The following is a 22579-nucleotide window of genomic DNA, read 5'->3' on the forward strand; positions in this document are numbered from 1 at the left end:
GCGCCGCCCCCTGAGAACAGGCTACACGAAGTGAGGCTGGACGGGGGTGGGCTTATTCCTCGTTCGTATTTCCGGCTTCGGCAGCGGCGGCTTTCAGGGCGTCACTGGGGTCCGCACCACCACCCTGCGCGCCGCCACCGTCACCTGAAGCGCCAAGGCTCGCGATGTTCCGCAGCGCACTCAGGTAAGCGTCGCTTGCCGGGTTGCCGCCTGGCACTACCGGCACTACCGGCACAGGCGCTGCTACAGGGTTGATGGTCAGCACGCCGTCCAGGTACGCCAGCGCGTAGTTGCCGGCACTGTAGCCGCCGGGCGTAATGGCGTAGCTGCCTACGGCGCTCGCGCCTTGCGAACTGCCGCCGTAGGTCAGCGCGCCGCCCAGCACGGCGGCCGTTTCGCCGCCCACAAAGCCGCCGAAACTCACGCCGTTTCCGCCGGTATAGGCTGCGGCGCCCACGGTCCGGTTGTCATTGTTGGCCGTGACGCTCAGGTTGGCCTTGTTGATGTCGGCCGTCGCCGTGACGGGAGCCGCCGCCAGCTGGTAGTTGCTGGCCAGGCCGCCCGCGCCGTTGGCCAGGCCGTAGGTGGCGGTCACGGTCTTGCCGTTGGCAGCATTCGCGTCGGAGAAGCTGGCACCCGTGGAATTCAGGGTCAATAGCTCGCCGTAGGCCAGGCCCGTCAGGGTGCCGACGTTGCCCAGGGTCGCTGTTGCGGTGCCATCGTAGGTTTTGTTGTTGGCCGCCATGCCCGTCACGCTCACCGTGGCTTTGCCCACCGTCAGGGTGCCGTTGGTGTACGCAATGCCGTAGCCCAGGGCTGAAGCCAGCGTGCCCTGGGTGATGGCGTGCGTGCCTGCGGAGGCCGCAGAACCCGTCGGCGCCGCCAGCAGGCCGGCCAGCGCGGTTGCGGCTGTGTCGCCGGCCACCAGCCCGGAATTCAGCGTGTACGTCAGGCCCGGGTCGGCCGCGCCATAGACCTTGGCCTGGTTGTCACCCGTGATGGTGAGCACCGGCGTCACGCTGTACACCATGCGGTTGCCGCTGAGCGAAGTCATGGACGCATCGGTGGGCGCATTGGCCGCATAAGTGCGGCTAAAGGCGTTGCCGGTGGAGGCCAAGCCGCCCATGGTGTTGGCCGTCGGGTCGGTCGAATACACCAGGAAGCGGCCCGCGCCCGGGTTCAGCGGTGTGGCGCCGGCGTTGTTGATGAAATTGCGCCCGGCGGCCAGCACCAGCGAATCATTGGCCGCGCTACCGGAAGTCACGGTGTTGTTCAGCGTGATGTCGCCTGCAGCGCCGGTGGCGCGCACCAGCACCTTGCCGCTGGTGGTCAGGCCCGCGGTGTTGACCGTGCCGACGGCAAGTGCGCCGGCCTGCGAATAGTCGACGTTGCCGGTATTGCCTGCCAGCGTCGTCACCGCGTTGCCTGCATTGTTCAGCGTATGGCTGCCGGTGCCCAGCAGTTCCAGGCCTGTGGCAGTGATCGCCGCGCTCTGGGTGCTGGTACCGGCGGTGTTCAGCGTGAGTTCGCTGGCCGTCAGCGCGCCGTTGACGGCGATGTTGCCGCCGGTCGTGATCAGCTTGAGCTTGTCCTGGCTATTGCCGAAGGCGCTGCCCACCGTGATGCCGGCATTCGAAGCCAGGCTGACCGTTTGGGCGGAACCTGCGTTGGTGCTCACGCTGAAGTTGCTGGTGTCGATGGCATTGGCGGCGGTGATGGTGATGTCGCCGGCTGCGCCCGTGGTGCCCAGCACCTGCGCACCGCTCACGTTGGTGCCCAGCGTGATGCCGTTTTGTGAGGAAGCAGTCAGAGACGTCCCACTGATGTTATTCGCCGCGCCGTTGGCGTCGGTGATGGCGCCGGCTGCGGCGCTGAGGCTGACCGAGCTGCTTGACACCGTCTTGACCGCCAGGCTGCCGGTCGTGGCCGTGACATTCACGCTGCCCGCCGCGAAGATGTTCTCCAGCGTTCCGCCGTTCGCCAGGCTCAGGTTGACTTGCGAGGCGCCGCCTGCCGCCACCGCAGTGACGGACGCAGCGGAAATACCCACCGCGCCGGCGGGGTTGGTGCCCACGCTGCCTGCGCCGCCGTCGAGGTAGACCGAGCCGCCCGCAGAATTGCTGATGTGCGGAAACGCGCCGCTGGCCACAATGCCCTGCGAGCCTTTGATGCGCACCGCCGCTGTGCCGGCGGAAGTACCCGCGGCCGTGCCACTGCTGGTGATGCCGCTTGACGCCAGCGTGACCGTACCGATGTTGTCGACGTCAATGCGGCCCGTACCGGTATTGGTGAGGGACGTGAGTGTGGTGTTGATGCCGTTGCGCAGCACGATGTCGCCCGCGCCGCTATTGGTCGCCGTAAAAGCGCCGATCTGGTTGGCAGCCAGGTTGAGATTGATGCCACCCACACCGCTGCCGGTGAAGCTGCTGGCCACAATGGCCTGGGTCTGTGCGATGGCGCCGTTCAGGTTGGTGAGCGTGGTGGCGTTGCTGCCCGAGTTGATGCCCGCGTACCCGTCAACCGTGCCCACTGTGAGCGGCGCGGACTTGCTGCTGGTAACGGCGAATGCGCCGGTGGTAGAGCGTCCGCTGATTTCATCGATCTGGTTGCCGGCGTTGGTCAGGGTCACGGAGGACCCCGCCGCGCGGAGCTTGCCAACGCTGAGTGCGCCCGTCTGGGTGATGCTGCCGGCATTGAGCAGGCTGATGACCGGCAAAGGTCCCGGTGCGGCAGTGATGGCGCCACCAATCTCAATGCCGCCAGTGCTCGTCAGGGTACCGATCTGCAACACCCCCGCCGTGATGAGGTTGATCTCAGAGGTACTCAAATTCAGTGCTACGGCCTCAATACCCCCCACCGATGACGCGAGCTTGATCTCCCGGTTGGGGGTAAAGGGCGCAATCACCACACGGCCGGCCCCTGCATTGACCGTACTGAGAATCTCGACGCGGTCGCCAATAATCTGGATTTCGCCGCCACTGCTGGCGACCGTCGTACCGGCGAGATAGACATCACGGGCAGCCACAGGCGCAGGCGCAGGCACGCCGGAGCCACGCAAAACAATGTTCGCGCCATTTGAGTTGATGGTGCCGCCCTCCATGCGTAAAGCGCCGTTGCCTGAAGCGGAGCCGGCACTCATGGTGCCAGTAATATCTATTGCGCCTGTCGAGCTGATGATGGGGCTGGCAGCGGGACTGGAGGTGACGATGGATGTGCCAATGACGTTGGTGGCAGTCGTTGAAGAGCTGACGCTGCCCAGAATGGTCAACCCACCTGTGCCGGCAAGTAGCTCCGCCGCCCCATCAATCACTACACCGGTGCCAGAGCTGCCGCCCACGGTCGCCGAGCCCGTGAGCGTGATTTTTTTACTCGCGCCGGACTGCACCTTGCCACTGACATGCAGGCCGGTGCCAGCAAGGGTGGAAGGATTGTTTAGCGAACCGGTGAGTGCAACGTCTCCACCGGTGCTGGAGACTTCCGCCCCACCGGCCAATTGCAGGCCCTCGCTGTTAATCGACGCACTGCTGCCAACCTGGCCCGTGATGCTGATGTTGCCGGCCCCGGTGACTTTTGTACCCGAGTCCAGGCGCACGCCGCGTGACACTTGCGGCAAACCGGAAGGCACGCCCGCGTCGCCCGAAATGGTGATGGTTCCGTTGCCTGCGGTGATGTTGGAATTGGTGACGACCACACCGCCCGCCGAGCCGCCGGTGGCGCTGGCACCGCCGCTCGTGAGGTTGCCGTTGATGGTGATGTTGCCTGTGCCGGTGGTAGTAACGTTCGATTGGGTAGCGCCGTTGTTCACGATCTCCACTGAATGCGTGGTGCTTGCGCCCGCCGCGCCGAGCACGACGTTGCCGCCGGCCGCACTGACCTTGCTGCCCAGCACCTGGATGCTGCCATTGGCCGCTGCCAGGCTGACGTTGCCGCCCACGACGCTGTTCTGTATGCCATCGCCCTGCCCCAGGTCTGTTACCACCAGCGTGCCCGTGCCGGTGTGCGACAGTGCAATATGGCCGCCGACTGAATTGATGGCGCTCAGGCGCGCCGCATCAATAGCCGCTGCACCGCCGATGCCATTGCCTATGCCGCCTGCCGCCGTCAGCTTCAAGTCGCCCGTGCGCAGCGTGGCGCCGGTCTGCACGTTGATGGCGCCGCCCGAAGTGACGCTCAAGCTGGTCAACGCGGTGGTAGCGCCCACCGACGCATTGAAATTGGTGGGCCCGGCACTCGTGGTGCTCAGTGCATTCGCGCCATTGACCGTGTTGGCAAATGTGATGCCTCCGCCGGTGCTGACCAGGTTGACGGTTCCGCCAACCGTTACCGCGCTGTTGAAGGTTTGTGCACCGCCCGTCTGCAGCGTACCGCCGAACAGGTTGATGCCGCCGGCCGCCGTCAACGCGAGGCCGCCGCTGAAGGTTTGCGTGCCCAGGTTGATGGCGCCGCCGTCATTGACCAGCGTCAATGTGCCGGAGTAGCTGGGTGTGGTGGGAAAGGCAAAACCGCTGCCGTAACGGAAGGCCATGTCTCTGACGCTGCCGGTGCCGTTCACCGTCACGCCGCCGCCGAAGGTGTTGGCCGAAGTGCCCAGCAACACGTCCTTGCTGGTGCCGTTCAGCGTGAACGTGGAAGCACCCGTCACGTTCAATGCACCGGCCTGCGAAATGGAGCCGGTGCTGGAAGTCGCCGTCAGGCTGCCGCCCACGGTGGATGGGCCCAGCACCAGGTCGTTCACATCCCGGATGGTCACGGCATTGACGCCGGAATTATTGAGCCCAACCGCATCGGTGAAATTGTTGCCCGCGTTGCTCAGGTCTATCGCGCTGGCGCCGCCGTTGATGGTCACCGCGCCCGCACCGGCGGCCTGGGTGATCGCACCCGTCTGCGTGATGTTGCTGCCCGTCAGGCTCAGCGTGCCGCTGCCGACAGACACAGTACCCAGAGTCAGCGCGCCGCCCGCGTTGTTGATCGCGACGTTGTTCACGCCCAGGTTGCTGACGCTGACTGCGCCGTTGAAATTGTTGAGGCCGCTCAAGTTGACGCTACCCGCGCCGGCATTGACGGTCGTCGTGCCGCCCGCGACCAGGACGCCGGCGGTTTGCTGGATGGCCGCATTGCTCGCGGCGAGTGTCAGGTTGCCGGTCGCCGTGAGGTCCCGGTTGATGTTCAGCCCGCTCGTTGCGGTCAGGCTGAGATCTTTGGCGCTCAAGGCGCCGCCCAGAGACATAGAGCCGCCCGACAGGGTCAGGTTGCCTGCGCCGGTGTTCAGGGCACCCAGCGTCGTCAGCGTGCCACCGCCGGCCGCCAGGTTGACGTTCTGGTTGGCACCCGTCAGGGTCAGGGCATTGAGGTTGAGGCTGCCGGTCGCGCTGACGTTCACGTCACGCGCGGCCGTGATGGAAGCGTTGCCGATGGCTGAGGCACTCAAAAAGTCGACCTGACCACCTCCGCCTGTCCCCAGGGCGGTCAGGTTCAGCGTGCCTATGGCATTGGAGAAGCTGTTGATGCGTATTCGGCCATTGCCCGTGTTGCCCGCGGAAGCGGTGAAGCTGCCGCCGGGCGCAGTCATGGTGGCATTGACGGCGCCGGCATTTCCCCGAATGTCGGTACCCGCGTACAGGTCAAAGGAGCTGGCCTGCCAGTCCACGCCGCTATTCATGATCACTTCACCCGTGGTGGCTTTCAGCTTCAAACTGCCGGCAAAGATTTGCCCCAGGCCGTCGGTGCCGCCGATGCTGCCGTCGGCCGTCATGTCCAACGTCCCGCCGCCTATGCCCAGGTTCAGGGTTCCCACGCCGGTAATGTTGCGTGTGGCTTGCGCGGTCAGCCCCCCCGCGGCGCCGCCGGAATATGCCACGTTGGCGTTGAAGTTGATGTCGCGGTGCGCCGTCAAGGTCAAGGTGCTGGGGCTCGCCCAGCTGACTGCGCTGTTGACGTTGATGTCGCCATTGCCAGCCGTGGAACCATCCGTCGCAATGCTCACGTTGCCGGCGTTCAATGCGGCCGACAAGGTGGCCGCACCCATGCCGGAAGTGGTTTGCGCCGCGTTGCCGGCGGCAATGGTGAAGTCCACCGGGTCGATCAACCAGGTGCCGCTTTGGCCATCGGCTGCCTTGGTCGTGACCCGCGTGCCGGCTGCAACGTTCACATTGGCGGCACTGGTCTCAATGAACCCGCCATTGCCGCCATCGGGGGCGCTGGCATCCAGCGTGCCGCCCACATTGACAGTGCCGTGCTCCATGTCGCCCATCAGCAGGATGCGCCCGGCCTTGTTGGCGATGGTCTTCGCTTCAATGACACCAGTGTTGTTAACAGTAGCCGCGGTCAGGTTGTCCATCGCCTTGGCGGACAGCAGCACTTGCCCGCCATTGGCCTGGATCAGGTGTTTGTTCTCGGCCAGGGCGTTGATGGCGCCTTGGTCGATGCTGTAGCCCAGCAAGGAGCCGTTGTCTAAATTCAGGGTGACCTTGTTGCCGGCAGCCAGCAAAGCGGTGCCCAGGCTGGCGGTGATGACACCTTCATTGCGCACCTCAGGCGCCAGCAAGGCCACATAGCCGCCAGTGGCGGCCGTCAGCGAACCCTTGTTGGTGACCTTGCCCGCGCTGCTGCCGGTGCCAGCTTGGCCGGGGTCTGTGCCAAACGTGGTGCTGCCGGCCATGAAGTCAGCATTGCTCATGGAAAGTGTGGAAGCCACCAGGCCGCCCACGTTGACCTGGCTGCCCGCGCCAAATAGCACGCCGTTCGGGTTCAGGATAAAAACCTGGCCGTTGGCTGTCAGGCTGCCCAGGAATTCGCTCGGGCTGGCGCCGGTAATGCGGTTCAGCGCTATCGCCTGGGCATTCGGTTGGTTGAACACCAGGGCTTCGTTGGCCGCGGTGGAAAGATGGGTCCAGTCAATCGCCAAGCGCTGGCTGGCCTGGTTGATGGTGGTGGTGGCGCCGCTGGTGCTGACGCTGCCGCTGCCCACCACCACGGTGGAATTCAGCGCATCGGCAGCATGCACCTGCAAGTTAAAGACGGACATCGCCAGCAGCATGACCACGGCGGCGCGACAACGTGCATGCAGGACAAAAACGAAACCCTCACGGGGGCCGACGGAAGCAACTTCAACACCGCTGCGCCCCGAGCCGCCCCTGCTTCGGCCTTTGGCGGTTTCAGCCACCGCCACCCACAGGCCCAACGCGGCGTTCCAGACCAGGCGATAGATGCGATTGATGCTGGCGTGACTTTTCATGAGAGTCTTTTCGGAAGTCAGAAAATCCGGCTACTGCCTGGACGAGCGGGGTAATTAGGGCCCCGTGAAGGTAACCATAAGTATCCATGAATTGACTGCTGGAAGGCATGGGAGAAACGACTGCCTGTGGCGTTTCAACACCGTCGTATCCGTGCGGCAACACGGCCCCGCCGGCGAAGTCGCTTGCTATGTTTTTAATAGCTGCTTGCGCCCGCTACTATTGCCATTCAGGCACTTTTAGTGCTGAAAAAAGAGCCGAAATTTCCTGAAAAAGCAGTTTTTCGCCATTTTTCCGGACCCCGTTGGGTTCGTAGATGCCAAAAAAGGCCCTTTTGGCCGATTTTTAAGCATGAAATCAGGCTTTTAGGCAATACAGACGGGCGCAAGCAGCTATTAAAACCATAGCATCCAGAGCTCTACGCACAGCTCTCGACGGCCCGGCCAAGCCGGTTTCGCCGCCCTGCTGGTCTGAAGCCAAGGGAGCCGCTGCATGCGCTTGAGAATTACTCGTCCTCGCCTGTGTTGCCGGCTTCGGCGGCGGCCGTCCTCAGGGCATCGACCTGGGCATCGGGGCTGAGGCCGATGCGGGGGTTCGCGGAGCGGTTCACGCCGGCCAGGTAGATCATCGCGCTGCGGTAGGCCTCGTCGATCAGGAAGTTGCCGCCCGAACCGGCTGACCTGATCGTCAGCGTGCCGCCCGTGATGTCATAGCCTTCCTGGCCCGACCAGGCGAAGTAGCTGCCGGGGTTGGTACCGCTGGCGGCCGTGATGCCCGGCGCCCCGGCGCCCGACTGCTGCGCGCCGTTGTAGGCCACGCTGGTGTCGGACAGTGTGAGCAGCTGCAAAAAGCTGCGCAGCAGCGGGCCCGTCTGGCCCTCGTAAATGCGCCACGTGGCCGTGGAGCCGCCTTGGGTGGCGATGTCCCAGCCGCTGAAAGTGCTGGCCTGCGTCAGCTGCGCACTGGTCTTGCCGGTGCCGCCCGCGCTGGTGGCCTGGCCGGACGTGTTGACGTCCCAATAGCTGTTGTTTGTCACAGCTGTTCCGACCTGTTCGGCCACCAGCCCGCCTGCCATGCCGGTGGCGGTGACGCGGCCAGTGCTGTAGGCGCGCGTGATGATGCCGTCCAGCGAGCTGCCGACCAGTCCACCGACCTTGTCGGCGCCACTCACGGCGCCGCTGGCGTACGCGTCGGTGATGCCGCCCTGGCTGAGTTCGCCCACCAGGCCGCCAACCTCGTCAATGCCCTGCACCGTTGCCGTGCTGTAGACATTGCTGAAGGTGGTGCAGCAGCCCTGCCCCGCGATGGCGCCCACAAAGTCGGCGCCGGTGATGCTGCCGCCCACCAGCCCAAGGTTCTGGATGCTGGTGCTCTGCGTGAGGCCGAACAGGCCCACGAAGTTGTCCCCCGGACGGTTGATGAAGAGATTGCGGATCTTGTGGTTGAGGCCGTCAAAACGCCCCTCGAAAATACCCGGCGCGCCGACGCCACCCAGGGTATCGAAGCCGGCACCGGCGTTCCAGTTCACCGTGTCGCTCGCGTCGATGTCGGCGCCCAGCACGTAGTTGCCGGTGGGATTGCCGTTGATGCCCTGCAGGTCGGTACCGGTGGTGCTGCCTGCCACGCCCAGGCTGGTGATGACTTTGTACGGGTCCGTGACGCCGTCGCTGCCCAGCCGGGTGCTGAAGTTGTCGCCGGCCTGCAAGTTGACCGTTGCCCTGACGTTGTAGGTCGCCGTGTTCCCCGCATTGATGGCGCCCAGCCCGTATTCCAGTGCCAGCTTGCCGTTGGCGTGCTGCGAGGTGATGGACGCGTTGATGTTGATGTTGCGCCAGGCGCTCAAGGTCAGCGTGGTGCCCGCGTTCCAGGTGAAGGCAGCGTTGACGTGGATGTCGCCGTTATCCGTACCGCCGGCATTGTTGGTCGCCAGCGCGACGTTGCCCAGGTTGAGGCTGGCGGCCAGCGTGCCCGCGCCTATGCCGCTGCCGGTCAGCGCACCGCTGCCCGCGGCGACGGTGAAGTCGGTCGGGTCTATCAGCCAGGTACCGTGGTGGCTATTGGCCGCCAGCGTGGTGATGACGGTGCCGTCGGCCACCTTCACATGGGCCGCGCTGGTTTCGACAAAGCCGCCGTCGCCACCGTTCGGTGCGCTGGCGTCCAGCGTGCCGCTCACATTGACCGTGCCTGTCGCCATATCACCCATCAGCAGGATACGGCCGGCCTTGTTCTGGATCGTTTTGGCTTCAATGACACCGGTGTTGTTCACCGTGGCGGTGGTCAAGCTGTCCATGGCTTTCGCGGAAAGCAGTACTTGCCCGCCGTTCGCCTGGATCAAGTGTTTGTTCTCGGCCAGCGCGTTAATGGCGCCCTGGTCGATGCTGTAACCCAGCAGGCTGCCGTTGTCGATGTTCAGGGTGACCTTGTTGCCTGCGGCCAGAAGTGCGGTGCCCAGTGATGCCGTCATCACGCCTTCATTGCGTACTTCGGGCGCCAGCAGGGCGAGGTAACCACCCTGCCCAGCGCTCAGCGTGCCGCGATTGACGACCGGGCCGCCCGAACCCGTGAACACATGGTTGCCGGACATGAAGTCGGCATTGCTCATGCCCAAGGTTGAAGCCACCAGGCCGCCCACGTTGACCTGGCTGCCCGCGCCAAACAGCACGCCGTTCGGGTTCAGGATAAACACCTGGCCGTTGGCTGTAAGGCTGCCAAGCAGTTCGCTCGGGCTGCTACCGGTGACGCGGTTCAGCGCAATCGCCGACGCATTGGGCTGGTTAAAGATCAGCGCCTCATTGGCCACCGTAGACAGGCTGGTCCAGTCAATCGCCACGCGCTGGCTGGTCTGGTTGACGGTGGTGGTGTTGCCCACCGTGGCCAGGCTGGCGGCGCCTGCAGACACGCTGGCGTTGGCGGCGTCTGCGGCCTGGGCCTGCTGGGCACCTCCGGCAAGCAAAAGCAATGCGGCGCTGCAGGCAGCGTTGAGTGTGAACCCGCCCGTTGCATTGGCGCCGCGTCGGGCCAGGCGGTAAATGCGTTTGATGCCGGCATGGCTTTTCATGTGTAGCCTTTCGGGACAGGACGGGCGGCGAAGCCCCCAAAGATCTCTCTTTTCCTGCCGGCGATGGCCTGCCATCTGGGGCCACAGGCCCATGCGCCGCGCATGACAAGTGCCATATTACGACGCCCCGGACCGGCGCGATAGCCTGGGTTTCACGCACGGCGCAGCCCCGGGAAGCCCTACTTGCTACAGTTTTATAGCTGCTTGCGCCCGTCTCCATTGGGCTCAGGGCTTGTTTTTCTCAAGAAATAACACCTGGCGACAAAGGGATGGCTCTGCGCAGGGGAAGCCACGTCGCGGCCTCTTCATAATCACCCCATGAAGTTTTCACACAGCTATCCCCATTCCATGGCCAGGAGCCACCCCTTGCGCAAGCTGACGGGTTTGGCCCTTGCCACCTTGTTCTGTGGCCTTGCCGCTGCGCAGACGGCCAAGCCCACACCACCCGCCCCAGCGTCAGTCCCCTCGCCCCAACCTCTCGTGGGCACCTGGAGCTGGACGCTGGCAGGAAAAGCCTGCACCGAAACCTGGCAATACAGCGCCAAGGGCACCCGGCTTAACACCAGCGGCGAAGAAGTCACACGGGGCGACTACGAAATATCCGCAGCGCCCAGTGCGCAGGGGTTTTACCGGCTCACCGACACCGTGACCGACAGCAATGGCAAGCGGGACTGCTCAGGCGACCTGCACGAAGCGTCGGACCCGCCGGTCGTGCGCTTCATCCAGTTCAGCCCCAAGCAGGACCAGTTCATTGTGTGCAAGGCCGAGTCGTTGCAGGCCTGCTTCGGGCCTTTGAAGCGGATGCCTGGCTAGCGCCCTTGCGAGTGCTCAGCGGCCGCTGATCAGCGACTGCAAAACACCGGGCGTGAAATGCTCGCCAATGTAGTCGGCCAGGCCGTCAAACACAGAGTCGAGCGTAGGCACCGTGGCGCCGAACAGCGCCTGCAATACCGCCGGGTCTTCAAACATGCCATGCAGGTACAGGCCCAACACATTGCCGCGAATGTTCTGCCAGGCGAGGCCTTCTGCCATCACCGCGCTGGCGGTGTCGCCCGCTGCGGCCAGCGCCGGGTGCTGCGCGGTCTGGCCGTGGTGGATTTCATAGCCCTGCAGGGCCACGCCTGACAGCGCCGCCCAGGCGCCGTCCACCTCGCCAAAGCGGGCCTGCCGCTGCCGCACTGTTTTGCCTTCTTCGAACACGGTGACCACCGGCAGCAGTCCCAGTCCCGGCGCGTTGCCGTCGATGCCGTGTGGGTCAATCAACGCTTCGCCCAGCATCTGCAGGCCGCCGCAAATGCCCAGCACCGCGCCGCCCTGCCCTGCGTGAGCGGCAATGGCTTGGTCCAGCCCTTGAGCGCGCAGCCAGGCCAGGTCGCCGCTGGTGTGTTTGGAGCCGGGCAGGATGATCCAGTCGGCGCCGGCCAGGTCAACCGGGCTGCGCACCCACTTCAAGCGTACGCCGGGTACATTTTTCAGGGGCTGGAATTCGTCGAGGTTGCTGATGCGCGGATAGGCCACGACGGCTACCAACAGCGGTCCCGAACGCCGCGACGGGCCGCCCCGAGCAAGTTCAGCCCCCCCGGGGGGCAGCGAGGACACGTCAGTGCCGAGCGTGGGGGCCATATCAAACACGCCGTCTTCTTCGGGCAAGCCATGCTGCCACCACATCGGCAACGTGGCCACCGTGGGGATGCCGGTCATGTCCTGCAGCATTTGCGGTCCGGGCGCCAGCAGTTTTGCGTCGCCGCGAAATTTGTTGAGCACAAAGCCCTTGATGAGTTTTCGCTCGGCTTCGTCCAGCATGGCCCAGGTGCCATACAGGTGGGCAAAGGCGCCGCCGCGGTCAATGTCGGTCACCAGCAGGCAGGCCGCGTTGGCATGCTGGGCCGAGCGCATGTTGACGATGTCGCTGGACTTGAGGTTGATTTCGGCCGGCGAGCCCGCGCCTTCCATCACCACCACGTCGTTTTCGGCGATCAACTCATCGAGCGCCTGCGAGACCACCGGCCAGACCGAAGCGCTGCGGCCGCGCCATTCCATGCGGGAGAGTTCGGCATTCACCTGGCCCATCAACACGACCTGGCTTTGTGTGTCTTTTTCGGGCTTGAGCAGCAGCGGGTTCATGCGCACGTCGGGCACGGCTCTCGCTGCCAGTGCCTGAAAGTACTGGGCGGAGCCGATCTCACCCTGAGCTACGACCCTGGCGTTATTACTCATGTTCTGCGCCTTGAAGGGCGCGACTTTCAAACCCTGGCGCGCGTAGTAACGGCACAGCGCTGTCGTCAGCCAGCTTTTACCGGCGCCGCTGGTGGTGCCCAGCACCATGACACTTTTTGCACTCATGAACTTGTCCTGGAGAGTTGTTGCCACGCGTTGTGCAGGGCATCCTGCGCGGCTGGCGGCTGCACGCCCAGGCGCACATGGCCGGGTAAGCTGAATGATGTCGTATCGCGCAGCTTGATGCTTTGAGCGCGCAGTGCTGACAGCGCCTGCTGCAAGCTCAGGCCTTCGGGCAAGGCCGGTTGGGCGCAGAAGAAATTGGCATCGCTGGGCAGGCAGTGCCAGCTCAATGATTCGCACAAACTGATCTGCCGGGCTTTCCATTCGCGCAAAGTATTGAGGCTGCCGGCGAGCCAGTCCTGCGCCTCTTTGCTCACCCAGGCTTGCAGCATGGCCTCGCCATGCGCGCCCACCGGCCACGAGGGGCAGAGCTGCTCCAGCGCTGCAGCGTTGTCCGTTTGCTCCATCGGTGCAATCGCATAGGCCGCGCGCACGCCGGTCAGGCCCAGCGCCTTGTTGGGCGTCCAGAGCTGCCAGGTGGTTTGCAGCTGCTGCGGCGTGAGCGTCGGCACAGCGCTGAGCCGCAAGGGCTCGTAAGCGCGGTCCAGCACGACAAGGGCTGACACTTCCACCACTTTCCGGCCGTCAACCAGCTCACCCAGGCCGCGATGCGCAGCACCCAATGGGCTGGAAGGCTCACAGGCCCAGAGCAGCTGCACATCCTCGGGTTTGCCGGCCACCTCCAGGCCATGCGCCCCCGCTGCCTGTGCGTAATCACCGTAGCTGTGCGGTGGCAGCCACACCGCGCGTGCGCCCTGCTGCGCGGCCAGGGTGGTCATGCGAAAGATGAATTCGCTGGCGCTGGCGGCCAGCAATACACGCGCCTCATCGACACGATGAAAGGCCGCCAGTTGCCTGCGCAACTGCGTGTAGCCGGCGTCGGGGTAACGGGTGGCGTCAGCCTGGCCGACGGCAGCCAGCGCTGCGGGGCAAGGCCCGCAGGCATTGCTGTTGGTTGAAAAGTCGTGCAGCGGCACACCGAGCGCGTCGGGTCCGCCGTGAATGCGCGTGGTGACGAGGCGGGTGCTCATGCCGATACCGCCAGCGCCATCAACAGCATCGCCAGAGCGGCAACCAGGGTCTGGGAGAACACCGCCTTCGAGGCCAGGGTTTGGGCCAGGGCCGTGTCCGATGCTTCAGGTGGCCGCCCTTGCGGGTTCAAGGTATATACGCCCGGCTTGCCGAGCGAGATACCCAGCGCCAGCGCCATGGCCGCCATGGGCCAGCCGCTGTTGGGCGACGGGGTCTTGCGGGCTTCTTCGTGCAATGCCTTGAGTTGCAGGCCCTTTGCCGCCAGTGCCAGCAACAGTGCCGTCAGGCGCGCCGGCAGCCATGAAAGCACGTCGTCCGCCCGCGCAGCCCACTTGCCCGCCCATTCCCAATTTTTGCCACGGTAGGTGCCGCGGTAACCCCACATGGCGTCTGCCGTATTGGCAAAGCGGTACATGGCCGCCCCCGGCAAACCCAGCAGTGCAAACCAGAAAACCGGGGCCACCACAGAGTCATTGAGGTTTTCGGCCAGCGATTCGATTGCGCTTTCCCGCACCTGGCTTTCAGTGAGCTGGGCGGTGTCGCGGCTGACCAGCCAGGAGAGGCGCTCCCGTCCTGCTTCCAGCGACTGGCCCAACGCCAGTTCAACCGCACCAACCTCTTCGCGCAGCATGCGCCATGACAGCATGCATTTGAGCAACCAGGCCATCGGCACGGCCAGCAGCGCAGTGTCGATGGCGGCGCCCCAGGCCGGCGCCTTGATGTAGCCGGCCAGCTGCCAGAACACCAGGGCCTGCACCCCCCAGGCTGCTGCGCCCACCAATGCCACACCCACCCACCAGGCCAGTGTGCCGAGAAAAAAAGCTGGCCCGGGCGGGCAGCGCACGGTAATGCTTCCGCAGGCCCGAAGGTAGTTGCCCATCCAGACCACCGGATGCACACCTGTGGCCGGCTCACCGAAAGATTTGTCTACCCACAAAGCCAGCAACAGCACCACACCGAGCACGCACGCCGTGTACCCTGCCATGGAAGCAGGAACGGCAAAGGCATGAAAGCTGGCCCAGTGCGTGAACATGTCAGCCGGCTCCCGGCTCATGCCGGGCAATCGTGCCCCAGCTGTCTTCAAACACCATGTCGGCCAGCGGGGCACGGCGCGCCCACTTTTCAGCCTGCAGCATGGGCTGGTCATAAAAGGCCTGGACCGGGCCCAGACACAACACCGCAATCGGCTTGCTGCCTTCCGGCATCTGCAACAGCCCGCCCAGCTGCTGCGGATCAAAAATCGAGACCCAGCCCATGCCAAGGCCCTCGGCGCGGGCGGCCAGCCAGAGGTTCTGGATGGCACAAGCCGCCGAGGCCAGGTCCATTTCGGGCAGGGTACGGCGGCCAAACACATGCTGCTCGCGCCCTGGCGGCAAGGCCACGACCAATACTTCGGCGGCGTCGAGCACCCCTTGCACTTTGAGCTTCATGAACTCGTCTTCGCGCTCGCCCAAGGCCTGGGCCGTGAGCACACGTTCCTGCTCAATCAGCGCATGAATGCCTTCACGCAAGGGCCAGTTGCGCACGCGAATAAAGCGCCAGGGCTGCATGAAGCCCACGCTGGGCGCGTGGTGCGCGGCCGAGAGCAGGCGCTGCATCACATCGTCAGCCACCGTGCCGCCGCTGAAGTGGCGCATGTCGCGCCGCTCGAAGATGGCCCGGTACACCGCCAACTGCTCAGCGGTGCTGAAGGCGTGGCCGGGTCGGGCCGCATCGGCCGGGCCCGCCCCGGCGGCGGAGACAAAGCCCGTCACACCATTCACTGAGGAGCTTGCACCGCGCCCGCTACGGGTACGTCTGCACGCTGCAGCACCGCCAGCAAAGCCGGACGCACCCAGCGCTGGAAAGCCAGGCCACAGACCAGACCCAGGCTCACCCAGAACGACAGAGACACCCAGGTCGTGGCCCAGATGAACTGCGTGCCGAGTTGTTCCAGAGCGGCATGGGCTTCGGGGCCAAAACCGGCCAGGGCATCACCTTGAAGCTTGGGTGCACCCACCACAAAAGGCAGCGCCAGCAAGGCTGCGGACACCAGCCAGCGCCAGGATGCACGCGCAAAACCGGCTACGGCGCAGGCACCCGCCGCACTGCCCACTGCCAGAACCCACCAGACCTGGCGGGCCTGCAGCGGCGCGGCTTCCATGCCGGGTACTTCCGCATGCAAACCCAGCGAAGGCCAGAGGTGAAAGCTCAACCAGCCAGCTGCAGCCACCACGCCGGCCAGGCGCAGTGAAGCCACCGCGCCACCGCGTTGTGCGTCACGTTTGTAGAGCCAGACGCCCATCACCGCAAATGCCAGCAGCGCCATGCTGAAGGCGTGCAGCATGTTGGCCACCCAGGTCCAGCCAATGCGCTCGGCGCCGTTCGCGGGTTCCCATTCCTTGGCAGCACCGTGCTCATGCGCATGAGGGGCCGTACCTTCGGCATGCACGTGGGCAGCGGGAGCGGCGGCGGGCGCCGGAGCCTCCACCTTTTGCTCCTCGTACACCTCGGCCGCCAGAATCAGCGGGGCGGCTTGCCAGCGCTGCACACCGGTTTGTACGCTACCCACCACCACCGCAGTGGCCAGCGCCGCCCAGATCAATCGTTGAAAAACCATAGCTGTCTCCCGGTGAAAGTGCTGCTCAATGGCAGGGTTTGACGGTGATGTGGCGCACATCGTGCGCGGCGTTGTGGGCCAGCGGGCTTTCGGCAAAAGCCACGCCGTACAGCACCACCAGGCCCAGTGCGGCGGCGCCCAGCAACGGGCGCAGCACGGCCAGGCCGGGATTCAGGGTGTGAGAAGGGTTGTGGGTCAGCGTCGTCGGTTCAGTCATGGCGTTCTCCTTGGGGTTAGTGGGAAGGTGGGTGGTGAAAAAAACAAACTTAGTGGATTTGGCCGCTCATGTCGAGCCCAGGCCGTTCAAACCAACAGGGGGCAATCGGGCAAGGATACCGCTGCGCAGGCGATCGGGCCGTGCATTGCGGGCCAGGTTGCCGTCGGCACTCTGCACGTGCAGTTGCGCGCAGGCAATCACCTGGGCTGCGGTCTCGCCATCAGGAGCCAGGTCGCCAAAGTAGTAGGTGAACTTGCCCAGGGCTTGCAGCGTCACGGTGCAGGCACGGGTGCAGCCGCTCATGCACGCCTGGCCGCGCACCTGCAGGCCCTTGTGCTGCCCGGTGTCCAGCTCACACACCAGCAGCGCTTCCTGCACGGCCTCGAACAGCGCCAGGCCGTGGGCAGGCAGCTCACGCGAGGCGCCCGTCGGGCGGCAAGTGGTGCAGACAATGATTTCGGTGTCGGGCATGACGATCTTTTACGGTTGGTAACTCGGGGCCATGGCCAGGCGGTGCTCCGCGCCCCAGCGCATGGCCCAGGCGGCACAGCGGCCCAGGTTCTTTTTCGGATCGTCAAAATCGACAATCACCAGGTGCTGCGGGGTCAACGGCGCCTGCGGTTGCTCCAGCGTGCGGCCATCGGTCAGCAGCCACAGCCAGCACTCCGTGGGGCCGCTCTTGCGCAGCGTGCGTTGCAGCAGGCGGTCGGCCTGGGCCAAGGCTTCGGCCAGCGGTGTGCCACCGCCACCGCCCACGGGGCGCAGGCGCTGGCTGCCGGAGGCGCGTGCGCGGCCGGGGGGCAGCAGCAGTTCCACACCCTGCCCGCCAAAGCGCAACAGCGCCACATCGTCGCCCTGCCGCGCGGCTTGCTCAATCATGAAGGCCGCATGGCCCTTGGCCAGCGCCAAGCGGCCGCGCTGGCGCATGGAACCCGAGGTGTCGAGCACGATGCAATGCAGGCGACTGCTGCGCAGCGCCACGGGCTGGTGGCGCAGGTGTTCGCGTTGAAGTGGCGCAGGCCCCTTGGCCACCACCGTAGGCAGCCAGGCAATGGCCGTGCTGCGCTGCGGCGCGCTGTGGGTACGTACCACAGCGCCTGATGAAGGAATGCGTTGGGGTGGAGGCCACCGCCAGCTGCCAGGCCCGTTGCGCGGGCGGCGGCTGGGGTGGCCTAGGCTTTTTTTGGCGGCCACCCTGCTATCGCGTGGACCTTGGTGGTGCCTTCGGGCTGAGCGGGCAAAGCGCCCCAGTCGCCTTGGGGCACGAGCGGCAACGATGGGACAGACGGCTGGTCTTGCAGGCGCTCTGGATTGTTTTTGGGCTGGGTCGATCCGTTGCTATTTCCCGGTGCTTGCACTGTACTGCTCTCGGGCCGGCGATGCGCCAGCGCCAGTTCGGCCACCGCGTCCACATCGTCCACGGTCACTTCGCTGCGCCCTTCCAGCGCTGCCAGCGCACGCGCGGCGCGCAGCATCACCAGATCGGCACGCATGCCGTCCACGCCCGCCGCCATGGCGCAGGCCGCTGCATGGTGCAGCACCTCATCCGACCAGGTCAGGCGTGACAACGCAGCGCGGGCCGCCACCAGTGCGGCACTGAGCGCGCGCTGTTCTTCCGCATGCTGCGCGCCCAAGGCCCCGGGGTTTTCATCAAAACCCAGGCGCGCGCGCAGGATGGCGGTGCGCTCTGCGGCATCCACCGGGTTGGCAAGCACCAGCGAGAGGCCAAAGCGGTCCAGCAGTTGCGGGCGCAGCTCACCCTCCTCCGGGTTCATGGTGCCCACCAGCACAAAGCGCGCGGCGTGCTGTTTTGAGATGCCATCGCGCTCCACCGTGTTCACACCGCTGGCGGCCACGTCCAGCAAGGCGTCCACCAGCGCGTCGGGCAGCAGATTGACTTCGTCTACATAGAGCACGCCGTTGTGGGCGCGCGCCAACAGCCCGGGCGCCAGGCGCACCTGGCCGTCGCGCAGCACGTCTTCCACATTCAGCGTGCCCACCAGTTGCTCCAGGCTGGCAGCCAGCGGCAAGGTGACAAAGGGTGCACCGGGCAGCAGCGCGGCCAGCGCGCGAGCCGCGGTGGACTTGGCCGTGCCGCGCGGGCCGCTGATCAGCACACCGCCAATGCCGGGATCAATGGCCGCCAGTTGCAAGGCACGCTGCAACTGCGGCTGGCCCACCAGCGCGGTGAAGGGAAAGGCCGCGCGCGTGGCGGGCTCTACGGATATGTTCAGTTCAGGAATGTTCATGGTCGTGCTCATGGCAAGGGTCCTTCTCCGTGTTCTTCAAGCCGACGCTCCAGCGCCAGCAAATGGTCTTCAATGCGCTCGCGGTGCTCGCCTGGCGCCTCCCACAGGCCGCGCTGCATGGCTTCGAGCAGTCGCTCGCCGATGCTGCGCAGGGCGCCGGGGTTGTGCTGCTGCAAAAACGCGCGGTTGGTGTCGTCGTGCAAATAGGCATCGGCCACCAGCGCGTATTGGTGGTCGCCCACCACACCGGTGGTGGCGTCAAATGCAAACAGGTAGTCCACCGTGGCGGCCATCTCAAAAGCGCCCTTGTAGCCGTGGCGGCGCACGCCTTCCAGCCACTTGGGGTTAACAGCGCGCGAACGCACCACGCGCGCCACTTCTTCACCCAGCGTGCGGATGCGCGGCGCACCAGGCACGCTGAAGTCGCCGTGATACAGCGACGCGGGCGCACCCGCCAGATGTTCGACTGCCACCGCCATGCCCCCCTGGAACTGGTAGTAGTCGTCCGAATCGAGCACATCGTGCTCGCGGTTGTCCTGGTTGTGCAGCACCGCGTCCAGGCCGGCCAGGCGCTGCTCAAAGCTCCCACGTGCCGCCACACCGTGCTCACCCTGGCCGTAGGCAAAGGCGCCAGCGCGCAGATAAGCCTGGGCCAGATCGGCGCCGTCGCTCCAGCGGCCGCTGGCCATCACCTCTTGCAGACCAGCGCCATAACCGCCGGGGCGCGGGCCGAACACGCGCCAGGTGGCTTCGCGCTGGGCGTCTTCCACACTCAATCCCTTGGCCTCTGCCTCAGCGGCTTCGCGCTGCACCCGGGCGCGGATGGGGTTCACGTCGTTGGGCTCGTCCTCTTCGCTGATCGCGGCCACGGCACGTACCGCGGTGTCGAACAGGTCAATCACATTAGGAAAGGCATCGCGGAAAAAACCCGACACGCGCAAGGTCACGTCCACCCTGGGCCGATTTCTGATGGCCATGGGCAGTACTTCAATGTCTACTACCCGGCTGCTGCCGTCTGCCCACTTGGGCCGCACACCCAGCAATGCAAAGGCCTGGGCAATGTCCTCGCCGCCGGTGCGCATGGTGCTGGTGCCCCAGACCGACAGGCCCAGGCAGCGCAGCATCTCGCCATGGTCTTGCAGGTGGCGCTCAATCACGCGCTCAGCCGCCGCGGCGCCCATGGCGTAGGCGGTCTGTGTGGGCACGGCGCGCGTGTCCACTGAATAAAAATTTCGCCCCGTGGGCAGCACATCAGGCCGGCCCCGCGACGGCGCACCGCTGGGGCCGGCGGGCACAAACTTGCCCGACAGGCCGCGCAGGCATTGCGCAATCTCTTGCGGGCCGCAGGCGTCCAGCCGCGGGCGCAGCACCTGGCGCATGCGTTGCAGCACCGGGGCGGTGTGCGGCCAGGCAGTGGCATCCCAGGGTGCATCGGCCACCACATGGTCAGCGACGAGCTGCCGGGCCAGCAGCTCCAGCCGCTCGCGTGTATGGCCGGCGTGACGCCAGGCTTCGGTACTCATGTCTTGCAACACCGGAGGGAATGGGCCGCCCCAAGGTGCGCCCCATTCGGGGCTCAACACGCTGAAGCCGTCCACACCATCCAGCTTCAAATCCTGAGCCAATGCCACCAGCAAGCTGCGCTGGCCGGCGGCCGCACCACCTGGAAAACGCGCCAGCGCCACCAGCGTGTCGATTTGCTGGCGGCCCTGTGGTGATGTGCCCAGGATGTGCAGCCCATCGCGGATTTGGGATTCCTTGATCTCGCACAGGTAGGCGTCCAGCCGCAGCAGCAGCGCTTCACGGCCCGCGTCATCGGCGGGTTTGGCAAAACCCAGGTCAGTGTGCAGGTTCTCAGTCAGCACACGCTCCAGAATGTCGCCGCGCAGGCGTTGGGCGCGGCGTGGGTCCAGCGACAGGGCCTCGTAGTACTCGTCCATCTGCCGCTCCAGCTTTTGCAGCGGGCCGTAGGTCTCTGCGCGGGTCAGGGCCGGCATCAGGTGGTCGATGATGACGGCCTGCGTGCGGCGCTTGGCCTGACTGCCTTCGCCGGGGTCGTTGACGATGAAGGGATACAGGTGCGGCAAGGGGCCCAGGATGGCATCGGGCCAGCAGGCTGCGCCCAGCGCCACGCTTTTTCCAGGCAGCCATTCGAGGTTGCCATGCTTGCCGACGTGCACCACTGCGTCCACCGAAAAGCTGCGCCGCAGCCAGAAGTAAAACGCCAGGTAGTTGTGCGTGGGCACCAGGTCGGCGTCGTGATACGTGGCCACCAGGTCCAGGTCACGCCCGCGCGCGGGCTGGATGCCGACAAACACATTCCCCAGGCGCAGGCCGGGGACCATGAAGCGGCCGCTGCGCACCATGGGGTCCTGTTCGGGCGAACCCCACAGCGCGTTCACTGCGTCGCGGCTGGCAAGGCCCAGTTGGTTGAAGTCCTGCAGGTAATCGGCCATGGCAAGGCTCTGGCCTGCCGGCCGGATATCGTTCGCGTCCAGGTTGTTGGTGACGCCCGCCACCAGCGCGGCAATCAGCGCGTCACCACCCTCGGGCAAGGCACCTGTGGCATAACCTGTGTCCTGCATGGCGCGCAGCAGGGCCACCGTGGAGGCCGGGGTGTCCAGACCCACGCCATTGGCCAGGCGGGCATCGTCGTTGGGGTAGTTGGCCAGGATCAGCGCGACGCGTTTGTCGGCATTGGGCCTGTCACGCAGCACACACCAGCGGCGCGCCAGCTCGGCCACAAAGGCCATGCGTTCGGGTTCGGGCTGGTAACGCACCACGTCCACCTCGGTGCGTTCATCGCGCCAGGCCAGGCCCTTGAAGCTGATGGCGCGGGTGCCGATGCGGCCGTCCACCTCGGGCAGCACCACCTGCATCGCCAGGTCGCGCGGGGCCAGGCCGTGCGGGTCAGCCGCCCACTGCTCTTGCGCGCAACCTGCGGTGATCAGCTGCAACACGGGCGCGTCGCCGGCCAGAGGCTCCATCTGCGCGCCGTCCACGCTGTCAACGTCATCCCCATCCAGCGCGGTGATGGCAAAGCTGGTGGCATTGAGTACCACGCCCACCCCATGCTGTGCAGCCAGTGACTGCAACAGCGCAAGGCTGGCGGGGGTTTTCAGCGAATCCACCGCCACGGCCACGGTATTCAGACCCGCATCACTGAGTGCAGCCAGCATGGCATCAAACACCGCCGTGTTGCCAGCTTGTACATGCGCGCGGTAGAACACCAGCAGCGCCGCAGGGGCTCCGTCACGCCACGCCTGCGGCACAGGCGACTGGTAGACCATGGCCGGTGGCAACGCTGCAGGTGGCGTGGGCCGTGCGCCCAGGCCAAAAGCGGAGTGGCCTATCAATTCAAAAAAATTGCGGGCGTTGTCACGGCCACCTTCACGCAGGCAACGCCACAACTGGCGGCAGTCCTCATGCGGGGCGGTGCTGCGCAACAGCAGTTGCAGGTCTTCACTCGCGTCACCCGAGAACAGGGCCAGCCACTGGCCGCGTTCGCGCGCGAGTTCACGCACGCGCTCCACCACATAGGCCCAGTCGCTGGCAGCGCCCAGGTGGTCAATCACCACCACGCGCGCATGTTGCAACACCTCGTCTACATACATGTCCGCCGACGCGGGCTGCCGCAACCACATCAGGTTAGCCAGGCGCACCGTGGGAAAGCCTTCGGGCAACGCCCCCGCTGCATCGGCCAGCAGCGACAGCGTCGTGTCCGCCGCGCTGAGCACCACGATGTCACCCGGCGTTTGCTCCACGCGCACCACACCCTGACCACCGTCTTCAACGTGGCCGCCGGGGCGGGTGGAGAGCAAATGCATGTTTTATTTCACAAGGTAAGGTTGA

Annotated in this window: 13 protein-coding genes; 1 reads left to right on the plus strand and 12 read right to left on the minus strand. The window is 65.5% G+C overall.

The annotated features are described in order from the left end of the window. Window positions 1-52: 52 nt before the first annotated feature. Window positions 53-7234, minus strand: coding sequence for a two-partner secretion domain-containing protein (locus AC1D1J_RS03605; RefSeq protein ID WP_477693910.1), 7182 nt, complete (start codon window positions 7232-7234; stop codon window positions 53-55). 503 nt (window positions 7235-7737) lie between these two features. Continuing rightward, a complete protein-coding gene (locus AC1D1J_RS03610) occupies window positions 7738-10290 on the minus strand; it encodes a two-partner secretion domain-containing protein (protein WP_477693911.1) in 2553 nt (850 codons plus the stop codon). Between the two features lie 318 nt (window positions 10291-10608). Between AC1D1J_RS03610 and AC1D1J_RS03615 the strand changes: the two genes are divergently transcribed. Further along, complete coding sequence (locus AC1D1J_RS03615; protein ID WP_477693912.1) at window positions 10609-11103, plus strand: hypothetical protein; 495 nt, start codon at window positions 10609-10611, stop codon at window positions 11101-11103. A gap of 15 nt (window positions 11104-11118) precedes the next feature. Here the strand turns inward: AC1D1J_RS03615 and AC1D1J_RS03620 are convergent, their stop codons facing one another. The 10 genes from AC1D1J_RS03620 to cobN all read right to left on the minus strand — a co-directional run bounded on the left by AC1D1J_RS03620 (window position 11119) and on the right by cobN (window position 22554). Continuing rightward, window positions 11119-12633, minus strand: coding sequence for a cobyric acid synthase (locus AC1D1J_RS03620; protein ID WP_477693913.1), 1515 nt, complete (start codon window positions 12631-12633; stop codon window positions 11119-11121). Further along, window positions 12630-13661, minus strand: coding sequence for an aminotransferase class I/II-fold pyridoxal phosphate-dependent enzyme (locus tag AC1D1J_RS03625; RefSeq protein WP_477693914.1), 1032 nt, complete (start codon window positions 13659-13661; stop codon window positions 12630-12632). The genes AC1D1J_RS03620 and AC1D1J_RS03625 overlap by 4 nt, the downstream gene beginning before the upstream one ends. Then, entirely contained in the window at window positions 13658-14647 is a 990-nt protein-coding gene (cbiB, locus tag AC1D1J_RS03630) for an adenosylcobinamide-phosphate synthase CbiB (protein WP_477694464.1), read from the minus strand. Before cbiB ends, AC1D1J_RS03625 begins: the two co-directional genes overlap by 4 nt. A gap of 49 nt (window positions 14648-14696) precedes the next feature. Next, window positions 14697-15335, minus strand: a complete 639-nt coding sequence (gene bluB / locus AC1D1J_RS03635; RefSeq protein WP_477685857.1) for a 5,6-dimethylbenzimidazole synthase — start codon at window positions 15333-15335, stop codon at window positions 14697-14699. 86 nt (window positions 15336-15421) lie between these two features. After that, window positions 15422-16261, minus strand: coding sequence for a CbtA family protein (locus AC1D1J_RS03640; protein ID WP_477693915.1), 840 nt, complete (start codon window positions 16259-16261; stop codon window positions 15422-15424). A 25-nt stretch (window positions 16262-16286) separates the two neighbouring features. After that, window positions 16287-16478 (minus strand): CbtB domain-containing protein, encoded by a 192-nt coding sequence (locus AC1D1J_RS03645; RefSeq protein WP_457280507.1) that lies wholly within the window; start codon window positions 16476-16478, stop codon window positions 16287-16289. Between the two features lie 66 nt (window positions 16479-16544). After that, the gene (locus AC1D1J_RS03650) at window positions 16545-16949 is read right to left on the minus strand and encodes a DUF1636 family protein (protein WP_477693916.1); all 405 of its coding nucleotides are present in this window, start codon (window positions 16947-16949) and stop codon (window positions 16545-16547) included. A 9-nt stretch (window positions 16950-16958) separates the two neighbouring features. Then, window positions 16959-17570 carry a vWA domain-containing protein gene (locus AC1D1J_RS03655; protein ID WP_477685550.1) on the minus strand — a complete coding sequence of 204 codons (612 nt, stop codon included), beginning with the start codon at window positions 17568-17570 and terminating at the stop codon, window positions 16959-16961. Window positions 17571-17650: 80 nt separating this feature from the next. Further along, window positions 17651-18739, minus strand: a complete 1089-nt coding sequence (locus tag AC1D1J_RS03660; RefSeq protein ID WP_477693917.1) for a magnesium chelatase ATPase subunit I — start codon at window positions 18737-18739, stop codon at window positions 17651-17653. After that, window positions 18736-22554 carry a cobaltochelatase subunit CobN gene (gene cobN, locus AC1D1J_RS03665; RefSeq protein WP_477693918.1) on the minus strand — a complete coding sequence of 1273 codons (3819 nt, stop codon included), beginning with the start codon at window positions 22552-22554 and terminating at the stop codon, window positions 18736-18738. The genes AC1D1J_RS03660 and cobN overlap by 4 nt, the downstream gene beginning before the upstream one ends. Between the last annotated feature and the right edge of the window lie 25 nt (window positions 22555-22579).

It is taken from the genome of Polaromonas sp. P1_F8 (genome assembly GCF_056405635.1).

Coding starts and splice junctions, on each gene's coding strand:
- AC1D1J_RS03605 (WP_477693910.1), bottom strand. CDS start 7,234: ATGAAAAGTCACGCCAGCATCAATCGCATCTATCGCCTGGTCTGGAAC.
- AC1D1J_RS03610 (WP_477693911.1), bottom strand. CDS start 10,290: ATGAAAAGCCATGCCGGCATCAAACGCATTTACCGCCTGGCCCGACGC.
- AC1D1J_RS03615 (WP_477693912.1), top strand. CDS start 10,609: ATGAAGTTTTCACACAGCTATCCCCATTCCATGGCCAGGAGCCACCCC.
- AC1D1J_RS03620 (WP_477693913.1), bottom strand. CDS start 12,633: ATGAGTGCAAAAAGTGTCATGGTGCTGGGCACCACCAGCGGCGCCGGT.
- AC1D1J_RS03625 (WP_477693914.1), bottom strand. CDS start 13,661: ATGAGCACCCGCCTCGTCACCACGCGCATTCACGGCGGACCCGACGCG.
- cbiB (WP_477694464.1), bottom strand. CDS start 14,647: ATGGCAGGGTACACGGCGTGCGTGCTCGGTGTGGTGCTGTTGCTGGCT.
- AC1D1J_RS03640 (WP_477693915.1), bottom strand. CDS start 16,261: ATGGTTTTTCAACGATTGATCTGGGCGGCGCTGGCCACTGCGGTGGTG.
- AC1D1J_RS03645 (WP_457280507.1), bottom strand. CDS start 16,478: ATGACTGAACCGACGACGCTGACCCACAACCCTTCTCACACCCTGAAT.
- AC1D1J_RS03650 (WP_477693916.1), bottom strand. CDS start 16,949: ATGCCCGACACCGAAATCATTGTCTGCACCACTTGCCGCCCGACGGGC.
- AC1D1J_RS03660 (WP_477693917.1), bottom strand. CDS start 18,739: ATGAGCACGACCATGAACATTCCTGAACTGAACATATCCGTAGAGCCC.
- cobN (WP_477693918.1), bottom strand. CDS start 22,554: ATGCATTTGCTCTCCACCCGCCCCGGCGGCCACGTTGAAGACGGTGGT.